The organism is Colwellia sp. NW0002-52-1 (assembly GCF_057550865.1).
Window position 1 is genome coordinate 1 of record NZ_BAAJLU010000018.1, and the last position, 19,467, is coordinate 19,467.

9 protein-coding genes are annotated in these 19,467 nt (G+C 39.1%); 3 read left to right on the forward strand and 6 right to left on the reverse strand.

From position 1 onward, the window contains the following. Positions 1-12 precede the first annotated feature (12 nt). From AC27H3_RS15180 to AC27H3_RS15190, 3 genes are all read left to right on the forward strand, one after another. On the forward strand, positions 13-1,224 hold the full coding sequence (locus AC27H3_RS15180) for a NupC/NupG family nucleoside CNT transporter (RefSeq protein ID WP_487107566.1): 1,212 nt from the start codon (positions 13-15) through the stop codon (positions 1,222-1,224). 86 nt (positions 1,225-1,310) lie between these two features. Continuing rightward, the gene (deoC, locus tag AC27H3_RS15185) at positions 1,311-2,084 is read left to right on the forward strand and encodes a deoxyribose-phosphate aldolase (RefSeq protein ID WP_487107471.1); all 774 of its coding nucleotides are present in this window, start codon (positions 1,311-1,313) and stop codon (positions 2,082-2,084) included. Between the two features lie 72 nt (positions 2,085-2,156). After that, positions 2,157-2,744, forward strand: coding sequence for a thymidine kinase (locus AC27H3_RS15190; RefSeq protein WP_487107473.1), 588 nt, complete (start codon positions 2,157-2,159; stop codon positions 2,742-2,744). 101 nt (positions 2,745-2,845) lie between these two features. Here the strand turns inward: AC27H3_RS15190 and AC27H3_RS15195 are convergent, their stop codons facing one another. The 6 genes from AC27H3_RS15195 to AC27H3_RS15220 all read right to left on the reverse strand — a co-directional run bounded on the left by AC27H3_RS15195 (position 2,846) and on the right by AC27H3_RS15220 (position 19,305). After that, positions 2,846-11,998: a choice-of-anchor L domain-containing protein gene (locus AC27H3_RS15195; protein WP_487107475.1), complete on the reverse strand. Its 9,153-nt coding sequence runs from the start codon at positions 11,996-11,998 to the stop codon at positions 2,846-2,848. Positions 11,999-12,805: 807 nt separating this feature from the next. Continuing rightward, a complete protein-coding gene (locus tag AC27H3_RS15200) occupies positions 12,806-14,791 on the reverse strand; it encodes a cytochrome c/FTR1 family iron permease (protein WP_487107477.1) in 1,986 nt (661 codons plus the stop codon). A gap of 419 nt (positions 14,792-15,210) precedes the next feature. After that, on the reverse strand, positions 15,211-15,594 hold the full coding sequence (locus AC27H3_RS15205; protein ID WP_487107479.1) for a cupredoxin domain-containing protein: 384 nt from the start codon (positions 15,592-15,594) through the stop codon (positions 15,211-15,213). 21 nt (positions 15,595-15,615) lie between these two features. Further along, on the reverse strand, positions 15,616-17,859 hold the full coding sequence (locus AC27H3_RS15210; protein ID WP_487107481.1) for a heavy metal translocating P-type ATPase: 2,244 nt from the start codon (positions 17,857-17,859) through the stop codon (positions 15,616-15,618). A 19-nt stretch (positions 17,860-17,878) separates the two neighbouring features. Beyond that, positions 17,879-18,283 carry a MerR family transcriptional regulator gene (locus AC27H3_RS15215; RefSeq protein WP_487107483.1) on the reverse strand — a complete coding sequence of 135 codons (405 nt, stop codon included), beginning with the start codon at positions 18,281-18,283 and terminating at the stop codon, positions 17,879-17,881. 203 nt (positions 18,284-18,486) lie between these two features. Continuing rightward, positions 18,487-19,305 carry a formyltransferase family protein gene (locus tag AC27H3_RS15220; protein WP_487107485.1) on the reverse strand — a complete coding sequence of 273 codons (819 nt, stop codon included), beginning with the start codon at positions 19,303-19,305 and terminating at the stop codon, positions 18,487-18,489. Positions 19,306-19,467 lie beyond the last annotated feature (162 nt).

Consider the following 19,467-nt stretch of genomic DNA (forward strand, 5'->3'; position numbering starts at 1 on the left):
GGAGTCTTTGGTATTTTCGCTTTATTAGCATTAGCATTTTTCTTATCAAAAGATCGCAGTGCAATAAATTGGCGAACCGTGGGTTTTGCTTTTTCATTACAAATTATATTAGGTGCTTTTGTACTTTACGTGCCTTTTGGTAAAGATGTATTGGGCTCAGTTACTAATGGTGTACAACAAGTTATTAATAGTGCTGAGGCCGGCATAAGCTTTTTATTCGGCGGCTTAGGTACAGATGCCATGTTTGAAAATGGTGTTGGCTTTGTTTTCGCTATTCGAGTGTTACCGGTAATTATTTTTTTCTCATCCTTGATTGCTGTACTTTATTATCTGAACATTATGCAATGGGTAGTAAAAATTATTGGTGGCGGTTTACAAAAGCTGTTAAAAACATCAAAGCCAGAATCACTGTCGGCTACCGCCAATATTTTTGTTGGTCAAACAGAAGCCCCGCTAGTTATTCGTCCATATATTTCAAGAATGAGTCAATCTGAACTTTTTGCCATTATGGTTGGTGGTTTAGCATCCGTTGCTGGTTCGATTTTAGCCGGTTATGCTGGGCTAGGCGTTAAACTTGAATATCTTATAGCCGCTTCTTTTATGGCAGCTCCTGGTGGCTTGCTTATGGCTAAATTATTATTACCTGAAACCGAAGAAATTAATAACGATTATAGTGATGTTGAGTTAGCTGAAGCAGGCGATAAACCCGCCAATGTTATCGATGCAGCTGCAACGGGTGCCGCTTCAGGCTTAAAGCTTGCAGTTAACGTTGGCGCCATGCTACTTGCCTTTATTGCTATTATTGCGTTACTTAACTCTATGGTTTCTGGCTTTGGTAATTTACTAGGGTTTGAAGGCATCACCATTGAATGGTTGCTTGGCTATATTTTTGCACCATTTGCCTTCCTTATTGGTGTTCCTTTTGAAGAAATGCTACAAGCAGGTAGTTTTATTGGGCAAAAAATTGTTGTTAATGAATTCTTCGCTTATGTTAATTTTGTTGAAATAAAAGAAACACTTTCACCAACAACCCAAGCTATCGTAACCTTCGCTTTATGTGGCTTTGCTAACTTATCATCTATTGCTATTTTACTTGGTGGTATAGGTTCAATGGCGCCGAATCGCCGTCCTGATATTGCACGTTTAGGTATGAAAGCAATGCTTGCGGCTACTATGGCTAACTTAATGAGTGCTGCTATTGCTGGTGTATTCGTAAGTTTATAACTTAAAGCATTAACATTATAATTTAACAGCCTGGCTTTTCGCTAGGCTGTTCCAATTCTAAACCAAGAAAACTACAGAGAAACATCATGAGTACATTAGAAAGTTACGCACAACGCGCATTGCATATGATGGATTTAACCAGCTTAACCGACATTGAAACTGCTGAAGATATTATAAAGCTTTGTCAAACGGCTAGAACTACCTGTGGCAATACCGCCGCTATTTGTATTTATCCTCGCTTTGTTCCATTAGCAAAAAAAATGTTAGCTTTACAAGGTACGCCTGAGATTAAAATAGCGACAGTGACAAACTTTCCTCACGGAAACGATGACGTAACTATAGCCGTGGCTGAAACAAAAGCCGCGATAGCCTACGGTGCTGATGAAGTTGACGTGGTATTCCCGTATAAAGCCTTAATGAATGGCGATGAAAAAATCGGTTTTGAACTTGTAAAAGCTTGCAAACAAGTTTGTGGTAAAAACACACTGTTAAAGGTTATTATTGAAACTGGTGAGCTTAAATCTGACCTACTTATTACCCAAGCTAGTGAAATTTGTATTGCTGCAGGTGCTGATTTCATCAAAACATCGACCGGTAAAGTAACAATAAATGCTACGCCAAAAGCTGCCGAGTTAATGCTAAAAGTTATTAAAAATAAAAATACTCAGGTTGGTTTCAAACCTGCCGGTGGCGTTAAAAATGCTGAAGATGCCAAGGTTTACTTGGATCTAGCGAATGATATTTTAGGTACAGATTGGGCCACCAAAAACCAATTTCGCTTTGGTGCCAGTAGTTTATTGACTAACCTACTAAATACTTTAGGGGCGAGTACTGAAGTAGCAAATCCTTTGAGTTATTAATTGATATTAAAATTAATAAAAAAATAAATAACATAAACAATTAAACTCCCATATTTAGGACATTATTGAGCAATGGCACAATTATACTTTTATTATTCAACTATGAACGCCGGCAAGTCGACTCATTTATTACAATCTTCTTATAACTACCAAGAACGTGGCTTAGATACTTTGTTATTTACGGCACAAATTGACGATAGATTTGCTAAAGGTAAAGTGTCGTCAAGACTAGGTATTCATGCCGACGCGCTACTTTTCGATGATAACACTGATATATTCAGCCAAGTAAAGCAGCAAGTTAGTCAACGTAAAATTGCTTGTATCTTAATCGATGAAGCGCAATTTTTAACTAAACTACAAGTAAAAGAATTAACCGACATTGTTGATGAATTGAAAGTGCCGGTATTAGCATACGGTATTCGCACTGATTTTCTAGGTGAGACTTTTAAAGGCAGTGCGGCATTATTAGCTTGGGCTGATAAGTTAGTCGAATTAAAAACAATTTGTCATTGTGGTAAAAAAGCCAACTTTGTTATGCGTTGCGATGAAAATGGTCAAGCGGTACAAGGCGGAGAACAAATTGAGGTGGGTGGTAATGAACGTTACGAATCTTTATGTCGTAAACATTTCAAAGCACAAGTTTGGAATATGTCTGTTTAAATCTTATTAATTAACTAATACAAATAAAAAAGGAATGCGCTAACATTCCTTTAAATATTATTAAAACTTATGTTTAACGGTAATAATTAGAAAGCTTCGTTTTAATGTCCTTCAATAACCACTTCGACTCTGCGGTTGTTATATCGACCCGCTTCAGTTTCATTGGTGTCGATAGGTTGAAGTTCACCGTAACCTCTGACCGAAATAGCAGATTCAGATAAATTGCTAGATTGCATAAGAGCCTTTGCAACTATATTTGCTCTTGACTCTGACAATGGTTGATTTGATGTTTGCTTTCCACGCCAGTCTGTATGCCCCTCAAGTGTTAAGTTAACTTCGTTATATAACGTTAATTGCTGGGTTATTTCATCAATCTTTTGCTTAAATTCGCTACTGATAGTTGTAGAGTTATTATCAAACTGAATGATAAATTTTTGCGTTACCGGACAACCTTTTATATTTACAACTAAGCCTTTAGCGGTATTTTTACATTGATCTGCTTGATTCAGAATTCCATCGGCATCTGAGTCTGGATTATTAACTGGTACAATGGTCGCCTGTGTTTTGGGTACTGTTTTCGACTTTGATTCAGATTTTGATTTAGTCTCCGGTTTTAGATTGCTAATTGAACGAGATAAAGTTTTAGCTCGCTTAACTGTTTTACTTTCACCGAAGAATTTGCTGATACTTAACCCTAGATAAATCGCATCTTTATCATAACTGTCAACTTCAAGCCGTGTCATCCAACTATCATTAAACCGCCACTGAATCCCTCCACCGAATACAAATTGGCTACTATTAAGTTGATCATGGTATTGTTCAAAGTTACTACTTGAATCTATCAATGAAACCCCTGCTCTTATAAAAGCATTCCATTCATCTCCTACTGGCTTAAACCAATAACCGGCTTGTGCAGCAATACCTGTGTACTCTACTTTCAAAGTATTTATAATATTTGGGTTAGAATTATTTAAACGTGCTTCGCCTAAGTCGGTATAGCTCAACTCAGCAAACCAATGGTCGTTAAATGCATAACCACCATAAAGTTTATAAGAACTGCCATTATCATCAAAGATTTTCCAGCCGGAGTCATTTTCATTAGGATCAAGAAACGACATACCAAGTGAGCCTGAAAGGTACCAGCACCCCTCATCTTCTAGGTTTTGACAGTTTTTCTCAGCTTGGCTAGAAAAACTCATCGATATCAATAAAGCTATTGCCATGAATTGGCGTTTCCTACGCATTACTACCATGAGTAACATTCCTCCAATAATTAAAAATCCACTACTTCCTGCACCTTTTAAGGTCGACTCGACTTCACGAGGTTCCTGTAAGTTATCGTTGATACCATCATTGTTAAAGTCGCCATTTTCTTGGCTATCTGGTATGCCATCATTATCACTATCAAGGTCTTTATAATTAGGTATTCCATCTCCATCTGAATCTATATCACCTTCTACGTTATCGCTTATTCCATCACCGTCACTGTCAAGGTCTCGGAAGTTTGCTATACCGTCACCATCGATATCAATCAAGTCAAGTGCGTTGTCATCAATGCCATCAAGGTTAGCATCATTGCCAAGGGTAAAGTCAACATCAATAGCATCATCAATACCATCATTGTCACTGTCTACTCCACTAAGTTGCGCAAGTACTTGTTCTTGTGAATCGTTTATACCATCACCATCAGAATCTAGATCAAGGTAATCAGGTATACCGTCATTATCAGTATCTGCGATAACAAATATATCATCTATACCATCACCATCATTATCTATACCCCCAGTAGTATCTACATCATAGGCATCATCGATACCATCGCCGTCTGAATCCAGACCTGTAGGTGCAGGTCTATCTGCTTCAAAAGCATCTGGTAGTCCATCATTATCACTATCAACATCTAAATAGTCTGGTATTCCATCTCCGTCACTATCGCCGACTCCTTCAACTATATCTGCGATGCCATCATTATCGTCATCTTTGTCAACATGTGATGGTATCCCGTCCCCATCATCATCTGTGCCAGGGCTAGTGCCTCGACCACCTGGGTTAGCGTCGTAGCTGTCATAAATCCCATCACCGTCAATATCGTCTGCTGGATCAATCATGCCATCATTATTTACATCTAAGCCAGAACCCGGTGTGCCAATAATGTCAAAAACACCATCATTATTACTGTCTAGGTCGCGATAATCAGGTGTTCCATCCCCATCTGTATCTATTGGGCTTATAACTAACACATTAGGATCATCAGCAAAGCCATCACCATTTTCGTCAGTAACACCAGCTTCTTGAGTATCTAACAGGCCATCGTTATCGCTGTCTAGATCATGCATATCAATAATATCGTCTCCATCAGTATCCGTTAAATTGATATCATCATCTATACCGTCGTTATTAACGTCCATGCCACCGGTAAAGTCGATATCAAATGCATCATCAATACCATCCATATCGGCGTCAACACCACTAACATCGGCTTCTACACCATCGCTAATACCATCGTTATCGCTGTCTAGGTCTAAGTAGTCGGCAATTCCGTCACCATCAGTATCAGTGAAGGTAAGTAAGGCATCATCAATACCATCACCGTCAGCATCAAAACCACCTGTAACATCAACATCAAAGACGTCATCGATTCCATCGCCATCAGAATCAGTACCACCAGTTGCATCTACATCATATTGATCAGCAATACCGTCTGAGTCTGAATCGATTGCATTTAGTTCCGACTCTACAACATCGGGAACACCGTCATTATCGCTATCTACATCAATATAATCAGCTACACCATCATTATCAGAGTCTGTTGGTAATACATCATCATCAATACCATCACCGTTAGCGTCTACACCACCAGTTTGGTCGACATCGAAGCTGTCATCTATGCCATCGCCATCAGTGTCGATCCCACTATTACCTGCTTCAAAACCATCGACAATGCCATCATTATCAGAGTCGGTATCTAGATAATTTGGAATACCATCCATATCGTCATCGCCAGTACCTTCAACAATATCTGGAATACCGTCACCATCTTCATCTAGACTAGTGTCTAAGTAGTCAGGTGTTCCATCGCCATCACTATCTCCAGCACCTTCATCAGCGTCACTAATGCCGTCGCCATCAGAATCACTATCTAAGTAATCAGGAATACCATCTCCATCGGAATCACCATTACCTTCATCAGCATCATTGATACCATCGTTATCAGAATCACTATCTAAATAATCTGGAATGCCATCACCGTCACTGTCACCGTTGCCCTCGTTTGAATCATTAATGCCATCACCATCAGAGTCATTGTCTAAGTAATCTGGAACACCATCACCATCGGTATCACCATTACCTTCATCTGCATCGCTGATACCGTCACCATCAGAGTCATCGTCTAAATAGTTAGGAATTCCATCGCCGTCTGTATCACCATTACCTTCATCTGCATCGCTTATTCCGTCACCATCAGAGTCAAGGTCCAGGTAATCAGGTGTTCCATCACCATCTGAGTCAACATTGCCTTCAGAAGCATCATGAATACCATCGCCATCTGAGTCGGTATCTAAATAATTAGGGATACCATCACCATCGATATCGCCAGTTCCCTCATCAGAGTCGTTGATACCATCGCCATCAGAGTCAGTGTCTAAATAATTTGGAATACCATCGCCATCAATATCGCCATTCCCCTCGACAACATCAGGAATACCATCTCCGTCTGTATCTATATCACTATCTTGGAAGTCAGGTCTGCCATCTTCGTCGCTATCTGGCAGAGCAATATTGTCGTCTACACCATCATTATTAGCATCAACGCCACCGGTTTCGTCTACATCAAAAGCATCGTCTATACCGTCATTATCACTATCGATACCTGTTGCACCAGACTCAACACCATCATCTATGCCGTCGCCATCACTATCAGTATCTAAATAGTCAGGAGTACCGTCCATGTTAGTATCAGAATTACCTTCTAAAACGTCTGGTAAACCATCATTATCGCTGTCGGGGTCGAGATAATCAGGACTGTCGTCCATATCTGTATCAACGGGTGCAACGTTGTCATCTATACCATCAAGGTTAGTATCTGTGCCGCCCGTTTGGTCTACATCTAAGCTGTCATCAATACCATCACCATCAGTATCATTACCGCTCAAACCTGCTTCAACGCCATCGTTTATACCGTCATTATCACTGTCGGAATCTAAATGGTCAGGTGTACCGTCACCATCTGAGTCTAGTGCGTATGGGCTGGTATTGTCGTCCATACCATCACCATCGCTATCAACACCACCAGTTTGGTCGACATCAAAGGCATCATCGATACCATCACCATCGGTATCTACACCTGTGGCACCATTCTCAATAACATCAGGTAAGCCATCATTATCACTATCAGGGTCTTGGAAATCTGGTATGCCATCGTTATCAGTATCAATTGGCGTTACTGCATCGTCAATACCATCACCATTCGCATCAATTCCGCCGGTTTCATTAACGTCAAAGTAATCGTCAATACCATCGCCGTCAGTGTCTACTCCGAGAGCACCCGACTCAATGGCATCCGAAATACCGTCATTGTCACTGTCTAGATCTTGGAAATCTGGTGCAGTGTCAATATCACTATTTGCAGGGGTTGTATTGTCATCAATACCATCACCATTGGCGTCTGTTCCGCCGGTAATATCTACATCGAAAGCATCGTCAATGCCGTCCATATCAGAATCGACATTTAAAGCACCAGACTCCCAAAAATCAGGAATGCCATCGCCATCACTATCAATATCAAGATAATCAGCGGCTAAATCACCATCGGTATTCGCTGCTACAACATTGTCATCAACACCATCACCATTGGCATCAACACCGCCGGTTTGGTCAACATCAATCGCATCATCAATACCGTCATTGTCGGTATCATTGCCGCTTGCCACTGCTTCATTCGCATCGGTAATGTTATCGCCGTCTGAATCAGTGTCTAAATAATCAGCTATACCATCAGCATCACTATCAGTTATACCTGTAGCAGGGTTATTGTCAGCATCTAAGTTAGCATCTTCATTTGCAGTTGCTATACCATCGTTATCGTCATCGGGGTCAATTGCATCAATTACACCATCGCCATCACTGTCATTAGGATTATTGACATCGCCAATTTCAGTGCCATCAGGAATGCCGTCTTTGTCGCTATCGTTACTGGTAGGATCAAGCCCAAGTGCTATTTCATCTTCATCACTAATGCCATCACTATCTTGGTCAAAAATAACCACAACTGACGTCGCGTTTGTATCGTTTCCGGTTGAGTCTTGGCCTGCACCTAGCGCTAAACTTATTGCTACATCGCCGCCGCCATCAGGTGTAACTTCAACGGTATAAGTGTTGCCATCAATTATTGTGAAATTCGCTAAAGTAGAGTTTGTGAATTCAACATCACTGACATCAAAGTTTACAACGTCTTCGCTAAACTCGAAGGTCAGTACAAAGGTATTCGTATTGTTGACCGTGGCAGGCGCATTTAAGATAGATACAATAGGTTGGTCTTCATCTTTATTTGCAGTGAGTTGTGTAGCATTGCCTATATTACCAAAGGTATCAGTTTGGTTGGCATCAACAACAATTACATCTGTGCCATCAGCTATTGCGCTTATATCGAAGGTAGCATTCCATGTGCCATCAGGATTACAAGTAACTGCTTGGCTGCTAGGCGTAGCCCCTACAAGATCGACCGTGACATTACCGTCGCCTATAGTACAGGTACCGGTTACAGGGTAGCTCGCTTTATTAACAATATTACCATCGACTAATGTATCAATTACAACAACGGGTAGCGTACTATCTTTATCACTTGCTTGGTTAGCAGTAGTGGTTGTATTACCAGATGCATCGGTTTGGTTCGCATTAACAACAATATTTTCTTCACCGTCTGCAATTGCACTGACATCAAATGTTGCGCTCCACGTTCCATCTGGATTACACACTACACTTTGACTAGCAGGGCTTGCTCCCGCTAGCATCACAACAACATTACTATCTCCTATTGAACAAGTACCCGTGACCGGATATGTAGTTACATTATTGGCATTAACTTCAACTAAAGGATCTACCGTCACTGCCGGAACAACCGTGTCTTTATCTGCTGATAATTGCACCGCATTACCCGTATTACCTGAATCATCAGTTTGATTTGCATTGGCAACAATGGCATTAGTGCCATCTGCAATTGCCGAAACATTAAAGGTCGCAGTCCATGTTCCCCCTGCAGAACAGGCGACTGCTTGACTACTCGGTGTTGCACCAGTTATTGAAGTCGTTACGTTACCATCATTTATCGTACACGTACCCGTAATCACATACGCCGAAGCATTACTGGCATTAGCATCGCTGAGTGCGTTAATCACAACACTCGGTGCAATAATATCTTTATCTGCAGTCGCCTGTGTTGCAGTTCCTGTATTATTAGCAGCATCTGTTTGAATTGCATCAACTACAATAGCATTAGTTCCGTCTGCTATCGCACTTACATCAAAAGTGGCTGTCCAAGTTCCACCAGGCGAACAACTAACGGGCTGATTAGCGGGTGTTGCCCCAGCAATAAACACGGTGACATTACCATCATCAACAGAGCAACTACCACTTACAGTATAAGTACTAGCGTTAGCGGCATTTGCATTGTTTAAGGCATCAATACTCACGGTAGGAGGTACAATATCTTTATTCGCACTTTGCTGAGTAGCATTACCGGTATTACCCGCGGTATCAGTTTGGTTTGCATCAGCAACAATTACGTTAGTGCCATCTGCAATCGCGCTAACATTAAATGTTGAACTCCATGTACCTGCCCCAGTACAACTTACCGCTTGGCTTGCAGGCGTAGCGCCAGCAACAGCAACGGTTACATCACCATCGCCAATGGTACATGTGCCGTTTACAGGATAGCTATTTTGATTTGCATTGTTACCTACTGTTAAAGCGTTAATAACAACTGTAGGTAATACCACATCTTTATTTGCTTCGTCATCAACTGCTGAGTTATTGCCACTTAAATCGGTTTGCTCAACAAATACGGCAATAACATCAGTGCCATCTGCAATGGCAGTGACATTAGTGGTTGCCGTCCACATACCAGCATTACAAGTAACACGCTGGCGCTCAGGCGTTGCACCTGGTATATACACAGATACTTCTGTGCCAGCACTTTCACACATGCCAGTTACGTTATAGCTAGCCTGATTCGAAGCATTAGCAGCAGTTAATGAATTTAAAGTTAATGCTGGGCCAGTAGTATCTTTATCTGCATTTTTTTGTACGGTACTACCAGAGCTATCATTGGCATCTGCAACAATTACTCCAGCACCATCTGCAATAGGACTTACATCAAAAGTTGCCTGCCAAGAGCCATCTGCACATACCGCAGTTTTTGAAGGTAAGCCAGAAATTAACACTGTTACAGGGGTGTTAGCGTCAACACAGCTACCATTTACTGTATATGCGAATTGATTTTCTGTTGTCGCTTTACCTAAGTTATTCAGTGTTATTGCTGATGTGCTATCTTTATCGGCAGCTTTTTGTGTTGCATTGCCTACATTGCTATTTTTATCTGTTTGTGAGGCATTAATAATCACTTGGCCCAAGCCGTTATTAACACTAGAAACATCAAATGTAGCGGTCCAAATACCTTCTGCACTACAAATAGGCGAGCTGGTGAGCCCTGAGGGCGTACCATCTAAATCATCTACTACAACAGTAACCACACCGTCTCCGACAGTACAAGTACCTGATATAAAATAAGAAGTATCATCGGCTGCAGTAACTAGTGTTGGATCGTCAATAGTTACCACTGGTGCTGTGGCATCAGCCGCACCAGAAATAACAAAACCATAATCCTCAACTTCACCAGAATTAAAACTGCCACCAAAGTCGCCAGATGTTAAAGGTGTATTAGAAATACGAATACGGGCAAAGCTGTCTCCTGTTTGAGTGCCAGCAGGAATAGAGTCCCATGTAATGGTGATATCTTCTTCGTAGGTACCTGCAGCAATTTCATCTGTAGCTTCATTTACAACAGCACCAGCGTCTGAAATCTTATTGGTAAATTCGTCGGCTTCAAACGAGCCATTACCATCAAAGTCAATCCAAGCCCCAATGTAAGCAGTTTGACCATTAAAGGAAGTTACATTGGCTGTTATAGCATAGGTGGTATCGGTATCGTCTAACTGTGGGAAAGTGGCAATACCGTCATCAACATCATCTCTTGCTGTACCATTACTATCATCAAAACCATCACGAAAGCCGTCAATATCACCGCTAGGCTGAGTGCCCAAATGTATGCCTTCTACAATAGTATGGCTTGGGCCAGATGAAGATAAAAGTGTTTGATAAGAGTCTGGCGCATCGCCTAAATCACCACCTGGCTCTGCACGTAAGCTTTTTGCTCTAAAAAAAGCCCATGAGTCTAGAGTTGCATCCCCGTCATCGGTCACGCCAACAATTACACTCACTTCTTGATTTGGTGTTACTGAAGCACGACAAGTAACTCTTTTAGTAAAACCGTCCATCTCAGTGGTAAAATTTGCGGTACTGACTTCACCAGAATTTGCTCCTGGATCATTATTTATAAACAATTCTGGGTTAATAGAAGGGCCAGCTGTTCCCACTGCAGGAGGAAACTCCCCTGCTCGGTTAACGGTATCTATACTAAACGCTTGATTATCGGGTGTGAGGGCACAATTTGTACCATCAACCATGATCTTTAGTTTATCATTAAAGCCTGAATTTACATATTCATTATATTCTTCTGAGCCAAAAACAAAGTCTAATATCAAGGTATCAAACTCAGGCTCAATAGTGAATTGCAGCTTTGCATGATCAAAGCCAGATTCTTCTAGCTCATTATCCAATGAACCCGTTCCACTAATAGTAGTACTTTGATTATCTGCAGTATTGGAGCCCCCCGTTGCGACTACCGGCTCGACTGAACCAGTACTGAGAATAACGCCACTGGAAAAGTCATTAACGCCAGTTGGGTCTAACAAGAAGCCAAAGTTATCAAAGACACCAACCTGAATATTATCACCTACAAAGTTTGAGCTAGTAATTGTTATCCCACTTCCGGTAAGTCGATTAACAAGATCAGTGGTTGTAATTGTTGAATCATCTTTTTGGGCTACACTTTCTCCTTTAGTTCCGACAGTTTCTGCCAGAGTAACCCCTGAATTTAATGATAATGTAACCAATACAGCAACTAATGACTTTTGCATATAATCCTTCCTGATAATTCATTGTGCAATTTCTAAATGAGTTAAAAAATTTATGTAACTAAATTAAAATTATTTAATTTTAAAATTCCCATCTACAGCTAAACCTACATTTATTTTCGGCATACTATTATTCCCTTCAATCAACTGCTTTAGATTGAAACAAACAAAACTCAATGGCATTTGTGTAAAAGGGAACGCAAACTAAAGCTATACTTAGGTATGTTTTCAGCTTACAGGGAGTTAATTGTAACGAAGGGAAGCTTTTAATCCGTGTTTGACTCATGACTACTCCATTTGATCATTAGAAACATTTGTTCTACAAGCATAAAATTAATACTAGTAAAGGATTTTCAAATCACAAATTAAAATTCAATTAAATTGTAACCCAGAGATTTATAGTTAATTCAGATGGTTATCTTGGCTATATAAACTTGCCTGTAACCATTAGTATTTAAGGATTAATAACAAACATTAGGCAATTAACTTATAAATAAACTGATTAAAACCTAGATTAAATAGTGTCGAAAATGGGGGGGATTAAAACTTTTATTGATGAAAGGGAAAGATTCATTATCACTAGCTGATGTACGAATTGATAAAGCATTAATTAAACAGAAATACTGTTATGTAGCTGGATAAGTTGATTGCTGGCCAGTGCAAATGGTTAGCCAAAAATTAAATAAAAAAACAAAAGAGCTTGATGCCCCAAAATAGGTTAGCTTACTCAATTTACGTTGTAAGCTAACCTTTAATTAACGATGTAAACTCGTTCTATTTTTGAATAAAAAGTCTTAGTAACTTATAACATTAAGTCACTTCTATTGCTTTTTTCTGGGCAGACATTCGATAAAAGGCAAAAAACAAAATAACCGCAATTTGCGCAATAGCTCCCTGCCAGGTTGAACCTACACCAATCCAAGGTAAATCAACATGTATTGGCAAGGCCGAAATACTGATCACTGCCGCTTCTTGTAAAGCGCTAATCGCTTTACCCATTAATATAAATGCTAATGCGAGTAACAAATATGTGGTCATAGAGAAAAAACGCGCAATAGGTAATTTTATTGAATACTTTAATATCACCCAAGCTACCACCGCTAAAATAACGGCACCAGTAACAAAGCCAGAAACCGCAACAGAATATTGCTCTGAAGCCGCTTGTGTTAACAACGACTGATAAAATAAAACCGTTTCAAACACTTCACGATACACGGCAATAAATGCAAGTAAGGTTAATCCCCATAATGTACCAGCACGTAACTGGGTATTTATATGCTTTTGAATATAGGCTTGCCACTGCTCAGCATTGGTTTTACTGTGCATCCATATACCTACATATAACAGCATAACTGCGGCTAGTAGTGCTGCAACACCTTCCATTACTTCACGGCTTGCACCACTTATGTCTATAAGAGACTGTGCTAAAGCCCATGTTGCAACGCCGGCTATTAAAGCTAATATCCAACCAGCATGTACATATTTAACTGCATCACGTCTGTTGGTTTTAATTAGTACTGTCATGAGTGCAATAACTACTAATAATGCTTCAAGCCCTTCACGTAGTAAAATCACCAAACTCGCAGAAAACAAAGCACTGCTTGATAATGCTGCCCCTGTTAAAAGTTGCTCGGCTTCATCTAACTGAGTAAATATTTCAGCTGATAATTGTTTGAGTCGTTCTTCTTCCCCTGCCGTATTAATAACTTGTCGCAAATTAATAAGATTTACTTCAATGTTCTTACGTAAAACTTCGTCTCTTGCATCTAAACTATTTTCAATTAATTCAAAACCATCAAGATAAGCACTCACGGCAAGGGTATTAGCTTTGGCATATTCATTATTATGAAAGGCACTAATGGCAGCACTTAGTTGGCTTTTAGTGATATCAATTGGATTTTGTTGTTTATTAAACAATAAAGAAGGCGTTGAACGATATGTATCAATAAAATTGGCGTTAATATTTTCATCACTATTGATTAATTGGCTAGGATTAAAGTTTATCCAGTTTTGCAAATCAATGTCTTGTGCTGAATTTGTTGAAGACTTTATTGAAGGTTGTATTGCGTTAGTTTTATCTTTAAAAGCAAGTCCACCAACATAAAATGCTAATGACCAACGCTGCTGTTCTTTCAGCTGTGTAAACGCTGGCATTGCAGTATCATCTAAGCCGTTAGAAATAGCGTCAAATAAGCCTAATAATGAGCGGTTTACAGCTCTTGTTTTATCAGTAAAGTTGGTTGGCTCTGGCGATAAGCCCTTTGCTAAAATACCATCACCTTTGCCGGTCGCACCATGGCAGCTAACACAGTTTTCTTGAAATAAAGTTTGTGTATCTTTTTCCGGTAATAACCTATTCGGTAATAATGACTCAGGTAATATAGCTAACAACTGACCACGAATTGTTGCGCTTATTTGGCGAATGTTACTTACAGACTCTTTGTTTTTAATCGCCTGTTCTAACGCTAACGATTCATTATAAATTGCTGCTTTTTGCTCTTCGCCAATTTGACTCGAAACTCGCTCAACTATTATAGATGAAAACTCAAGCATTTCTTGGTATTCACCTTCATTAATCACTAAGGCATTTTCAACCGCATCAGCGTAATCAACACCTATATATTCGGCTAACTGAGCTAGTTGGCGTAATTGAGCGGTATCGTTAGTTTGGGCAGAAGCCTGTATTGAAAGCAAATTAAGCGACAGAAAAATCACCGCCGCTATGCTGAATAACTTGTGTTTAATTTTTAATAATAAACTATTGGAATGACAAAAATAGGTAGCGCTTTTCTTCATGTTAAATAACCTTAACCACATTGCGTAATGATAACTATTATCAATTGTAAGCTATGTATTAACAAATGTAATTAATTAAATTTACTTAAAATGTAGCTAAAGTGTAATAGTCTAAAGTACTAATGTTTAAAGATTATTCTGACGGCTATTTATTCACGATATTATTAAAATATCTTGAAGGTAATAATCAACATTAGCTCGATTTAACGCTATGATAAATATCAAGTAAGTTAATCAATAAAATGTTATGTGGTCTATTCCATTTGCAACTTGCTGCCTCATTAAGTCATACCTTAGGTCACTCAAATTAAAGCGGTTAACTTTTAACGCTAACCTGACTTGAAGCCACACAAACCCCTGATTTCCATTGGTTTTCAGGCGAAACACTCATGCTGACATGGGTTATCTGTAAGACTGGTTTATTTAACTAATAGTGTTCCGTTATACATTTTCATTTGACAATGAAATACATATTCACCTTGTTGCATAGCCGGTAGATGTATCTTTACAAGTTTATTAAGCGGTAGTTCTGCGCTTATATCAAAGTCAGGGAACATCACAGTCGCAGCACACGAGCTAGAGTCTTTGCGAATAAAGTTAATATTTAAAGGCTTATTTTCCGGCAATAAAAGATGAGCAGGTTGATAAATGCCTGCATCAACCACCACAATAACTTCATTACTTTTTGAGCTATCAGTGCTATCACTTTTAACATCTACCACTGTTGCTCTCGGTTTATATAACCAGAACCACCATATAATTAAAATGATTAACCCTAAGCCTGTTAAATTAATTATTAGCATGTGTTTGCCCTTTCATAAGTATTATTGTGGTTTGAATAAACGTAAACGATTGGCATTACTTACCACCGTTAATGATGAAAATGCCATTGCAGCACCTGCGACAACGGGATTTAACATTAAACCAAAAAATGGATACAAAATACCTGCGGCAAAAGGTATACCTGCCACATTATAAATAAAGGCGCCAAACAAGTTTTGCTTAATATTTTTCAATGTTGCTTTACTCACCACAATAGCATCAGCAAGGCCATGTAAAGATCCTCGCATTAATGTAATGTCGGCACTTTCAATCGCTACATCTGTCCCTGTGCCAATAGCAAAGCCAACATTAGCTAAGGCTAAAGCGGGTGCATCATTAATGCCATCTCCTGTCATACCTACAATTTCGCCTTGCGCTTGTAACTCAGCAACTTTGTTAGATTTTTCTTCCGGTAGCACTTCAGCAAACACTTCTTTAATACCAACTTGCTTTGCTACTGCATTTGCCGTTGCTCTGTTATCACCCGTTAGCATTACCACTCTAATATCTTTAGCTTGTAGTCTTTTAATGGCAGCCACTGAGTCAGTTTTAATTGGATCAGAAACCGCTATAATTGCCACTAACTTATTATCAATAGCTAAATACATAGGCGTTTTAGCGCTATCAGCAAGTTGCTGCGCACTTGCTACAAAGTCATTTAACGCTATAGCGTTTTTTAACATCAGCTTTTGGTTGCCAAAAATTAATTGCTGATCGTTTAACTTAGCTTGTACTCCATAACCTGCAATAGCTTGAAAATCTGTAGTGTTCTCAAGCATAAGGTTTTTAGTCAATGCTGAGTCAACAATAGCTTGGGCAAGTGGGTGTTCAGAGTTCCTTTCAATACTTCCAGCTAAAGTTAAAATTTGTTGCTCGCTATAATTTCTGTCGGCAATAATAATATCGGTGACTGTCGGTTTACCCTCAGTAATTGTGCCTGTTTTATCTAATATCATTGCAGTAATTTTAGAGGCCGTTTGTAGCGCTTCACCATTGCGAATCAAAACCCCCGATTCTGCTGCTTTACCGACACCAACCATAACAGACATAGGCGTTGCTAAACCCAGGGCACATGGGCAAGCGATAATTAACACCGTTGTTGCTGAAACAACGGCATAAGCAATAACAGGATCTGGTCCAAAGTTAAACCAAACTAAAGCGCTTACAATTGCAATTATCATGACAACAGGAACAAAATACGCTGAAATTACATCGGCTAATCGTCCAATTGATGGCTTAGAGTTTTGTGCTTTTTTCACCATATTAATAATGTGTGCTATGGCTGTGTCTTTACCTATTCTCGTGGTTTGAAATAAAATTGAGCCTGATTTGTTAAGTGTGCCAGCAACAATTTCATCGCCCTTACCTTTTTCAATAGGCATAGGTTCGCCTGTTAACATTGATTCATCAATGGCAGTATTACCCTGTATTACAACCCCATCTACAGGCACTTTTTCACCTGGGCGAACGCGTACAATGTCACCAAGTAAAACCTGTTCAATCGCAATATCAAGCTCTTTATTGTCCCGTACAACCCTCGCGGTTTTAACTTGTAAGCCAATTAAACGTTTTATCGCTTCACTGGTTTTTCCTCTGGCTTTGACTTCAAGCGCTAAACCTAAATTGATTAAACCAATAATCATGGCGGTGGCTTCAAAATAAACATGGCGAGCCATCTCTGGCAACACCACAGGAAATAAGACCACTACCATAGAATATACCCAAGCAGTGCCTGTTCCTAAGGCAATTAAAGTATCCATATTAGCGCTATGATTAACCAGTGACTTCCAAGCACCTAAGTAAAAATGTTTACCCGAAAAGTACATGATGGCCGCACACAAAACCCCAATAAATAACCAAACAGTTCGCGCTAAAGATGTGTCAATCGTCATTGCCCCACCAGCCAGGCCATAAACCATTAACGGTATACCTAAACCTAAGGCCATCCACATTTGTTTGATTAGGCTGTTATAGTATTTTTGATCAGCAATTTCTTTCTCATCGATTAATTCATTATCGCTGCTCTCATTAACACTTTTGGCGTTATAACCAATAGATTCAATCGCATTAATCAATACTTTTGCGTTAACATCGCCCGTAATTGAAACCATACGTAAAGCAAAATTCATCTGTGCATCCTCAACACCAGGGGTGTTGTTTAACGCTGTTTCAATCTTACTTACACAACTAGCGCAACCTGCTCCTTCAATAATTAATTCTTGAGTCGATTCAGTTAATTTGCTCATCACAATCTCCTTTAATAAATTAATATTTCCCTGCTTCTATTAGGTGACATATCATTTGTCCAGTTGGCGCTTTATCAGGCTTACTTTGCCAATCATCAATCGCGCTTCTTAGTTTTTCTCGTAATTCAAATGCCGCTTGAAATTGCTTTTCTGTTTCAGCCAAATGATTTTCGATAATTCCTCTAACCAATGGACAAGCAGAATGTCCTTTATCGGATTCCAATAAAATATTTTTTATTTCTGCAACCGAGAAATTTAATTGCCGAGCACTTAAAATGAATTTAAGTCTATTCTGGGCTGTTTTCCCATAATTTTTATAACCATTCGTTGGGTTTTTACTTGCCGTTATAAATTCAATTTTAGTGTAATATCGAACGGTATCAGGCGTGGTATTCATTGCATTCGCTAGCTCAGTAACTGTCATGGCATTAACCTTTTATCGATAAATTAAGTAGCTTAATTTTAATAATTTGAATAGATTTTACAGCTGTGTCTAAGACACAGGTCAAGCTAATAGCATAAAATAATTACCTATCAAAACAATTACTATTTAACATACCAGCGCACTAGTCCACTTCAGCTTATTTTTTATGATTATTATCACATTAAATACCTAGACGTCCCTGGCTAAGTTGGCAGTAAGGATAGCGATGACTTATGTATACACACAATACCATCCAAGGCATTAACAGCGAGTAAGCTTTCGTCTTCAAAGGCTACATGTCCAGGTTGTGCAGTAGGCTTATATGCAATTAATTCAATATGAGTGGCAGTCCATAAATCTTTATCTAACTTAATTAACAGCCCCATATGCCCGAAGATCTTAACTTTTTGGTCAATATCATTTATCGACATTTTAAAATCTAAAATTCGTTCAGCAACATCTGTTCTAGGCCAATACGAGTGGTTAATTTGTGGGCGTGCAGCGTTATAGTAATGTTCGATATTGTCAAAAAAACGTTGTAACAAATTTACGGATTCAAGATGTACTTTTATCATCAAGGTGGTTAGCGTTTCATTGGCAGATTGTGACAACTGGCTCTGTAATATAATGTCACCACAATCAAATTTTTCAGCAATTTTATGTAACGTTATTCCTGAAAACTTTGGCTGTGTTATTAAAAAAGGCAAAGGTGTTGGGCCTCTACCTTCAGGCAATAATGTCGGATGAATATTAATGGCATACTTTACTTTGGTTACGGGTAGTAAATAAGAGTATTCAGCAACAATAAACATCTCTGCCCCGAGTGTTATTAATTGATTTAATTCACTCTCGCTCGGTTTATGGCTATGTAAAGGGATACAGTTGTCAGCGCATACGCTATCGATAATCGAAGAGTTACGTGCTGAATTATTTTTATATACTCTGAGTATTTCATGACCTTGGGCCATTAAATGCTTTAAACATGAGGAAAATAAATTATTCCCAAAATAAACAATTTTCATAATCAAATTTCAATATAGTGGTTCAAAGTAAAGCTTTTAAATATTTTATAAAGAATATTTAGTTTAGCTCTCTAAGTTAAGTAAAGATATTGGCGAACTTATCATTAATTTTGCTGCAAATATTTTACGAGCTACTTTAGGTTTAAAGCCAAAAATAAGCAT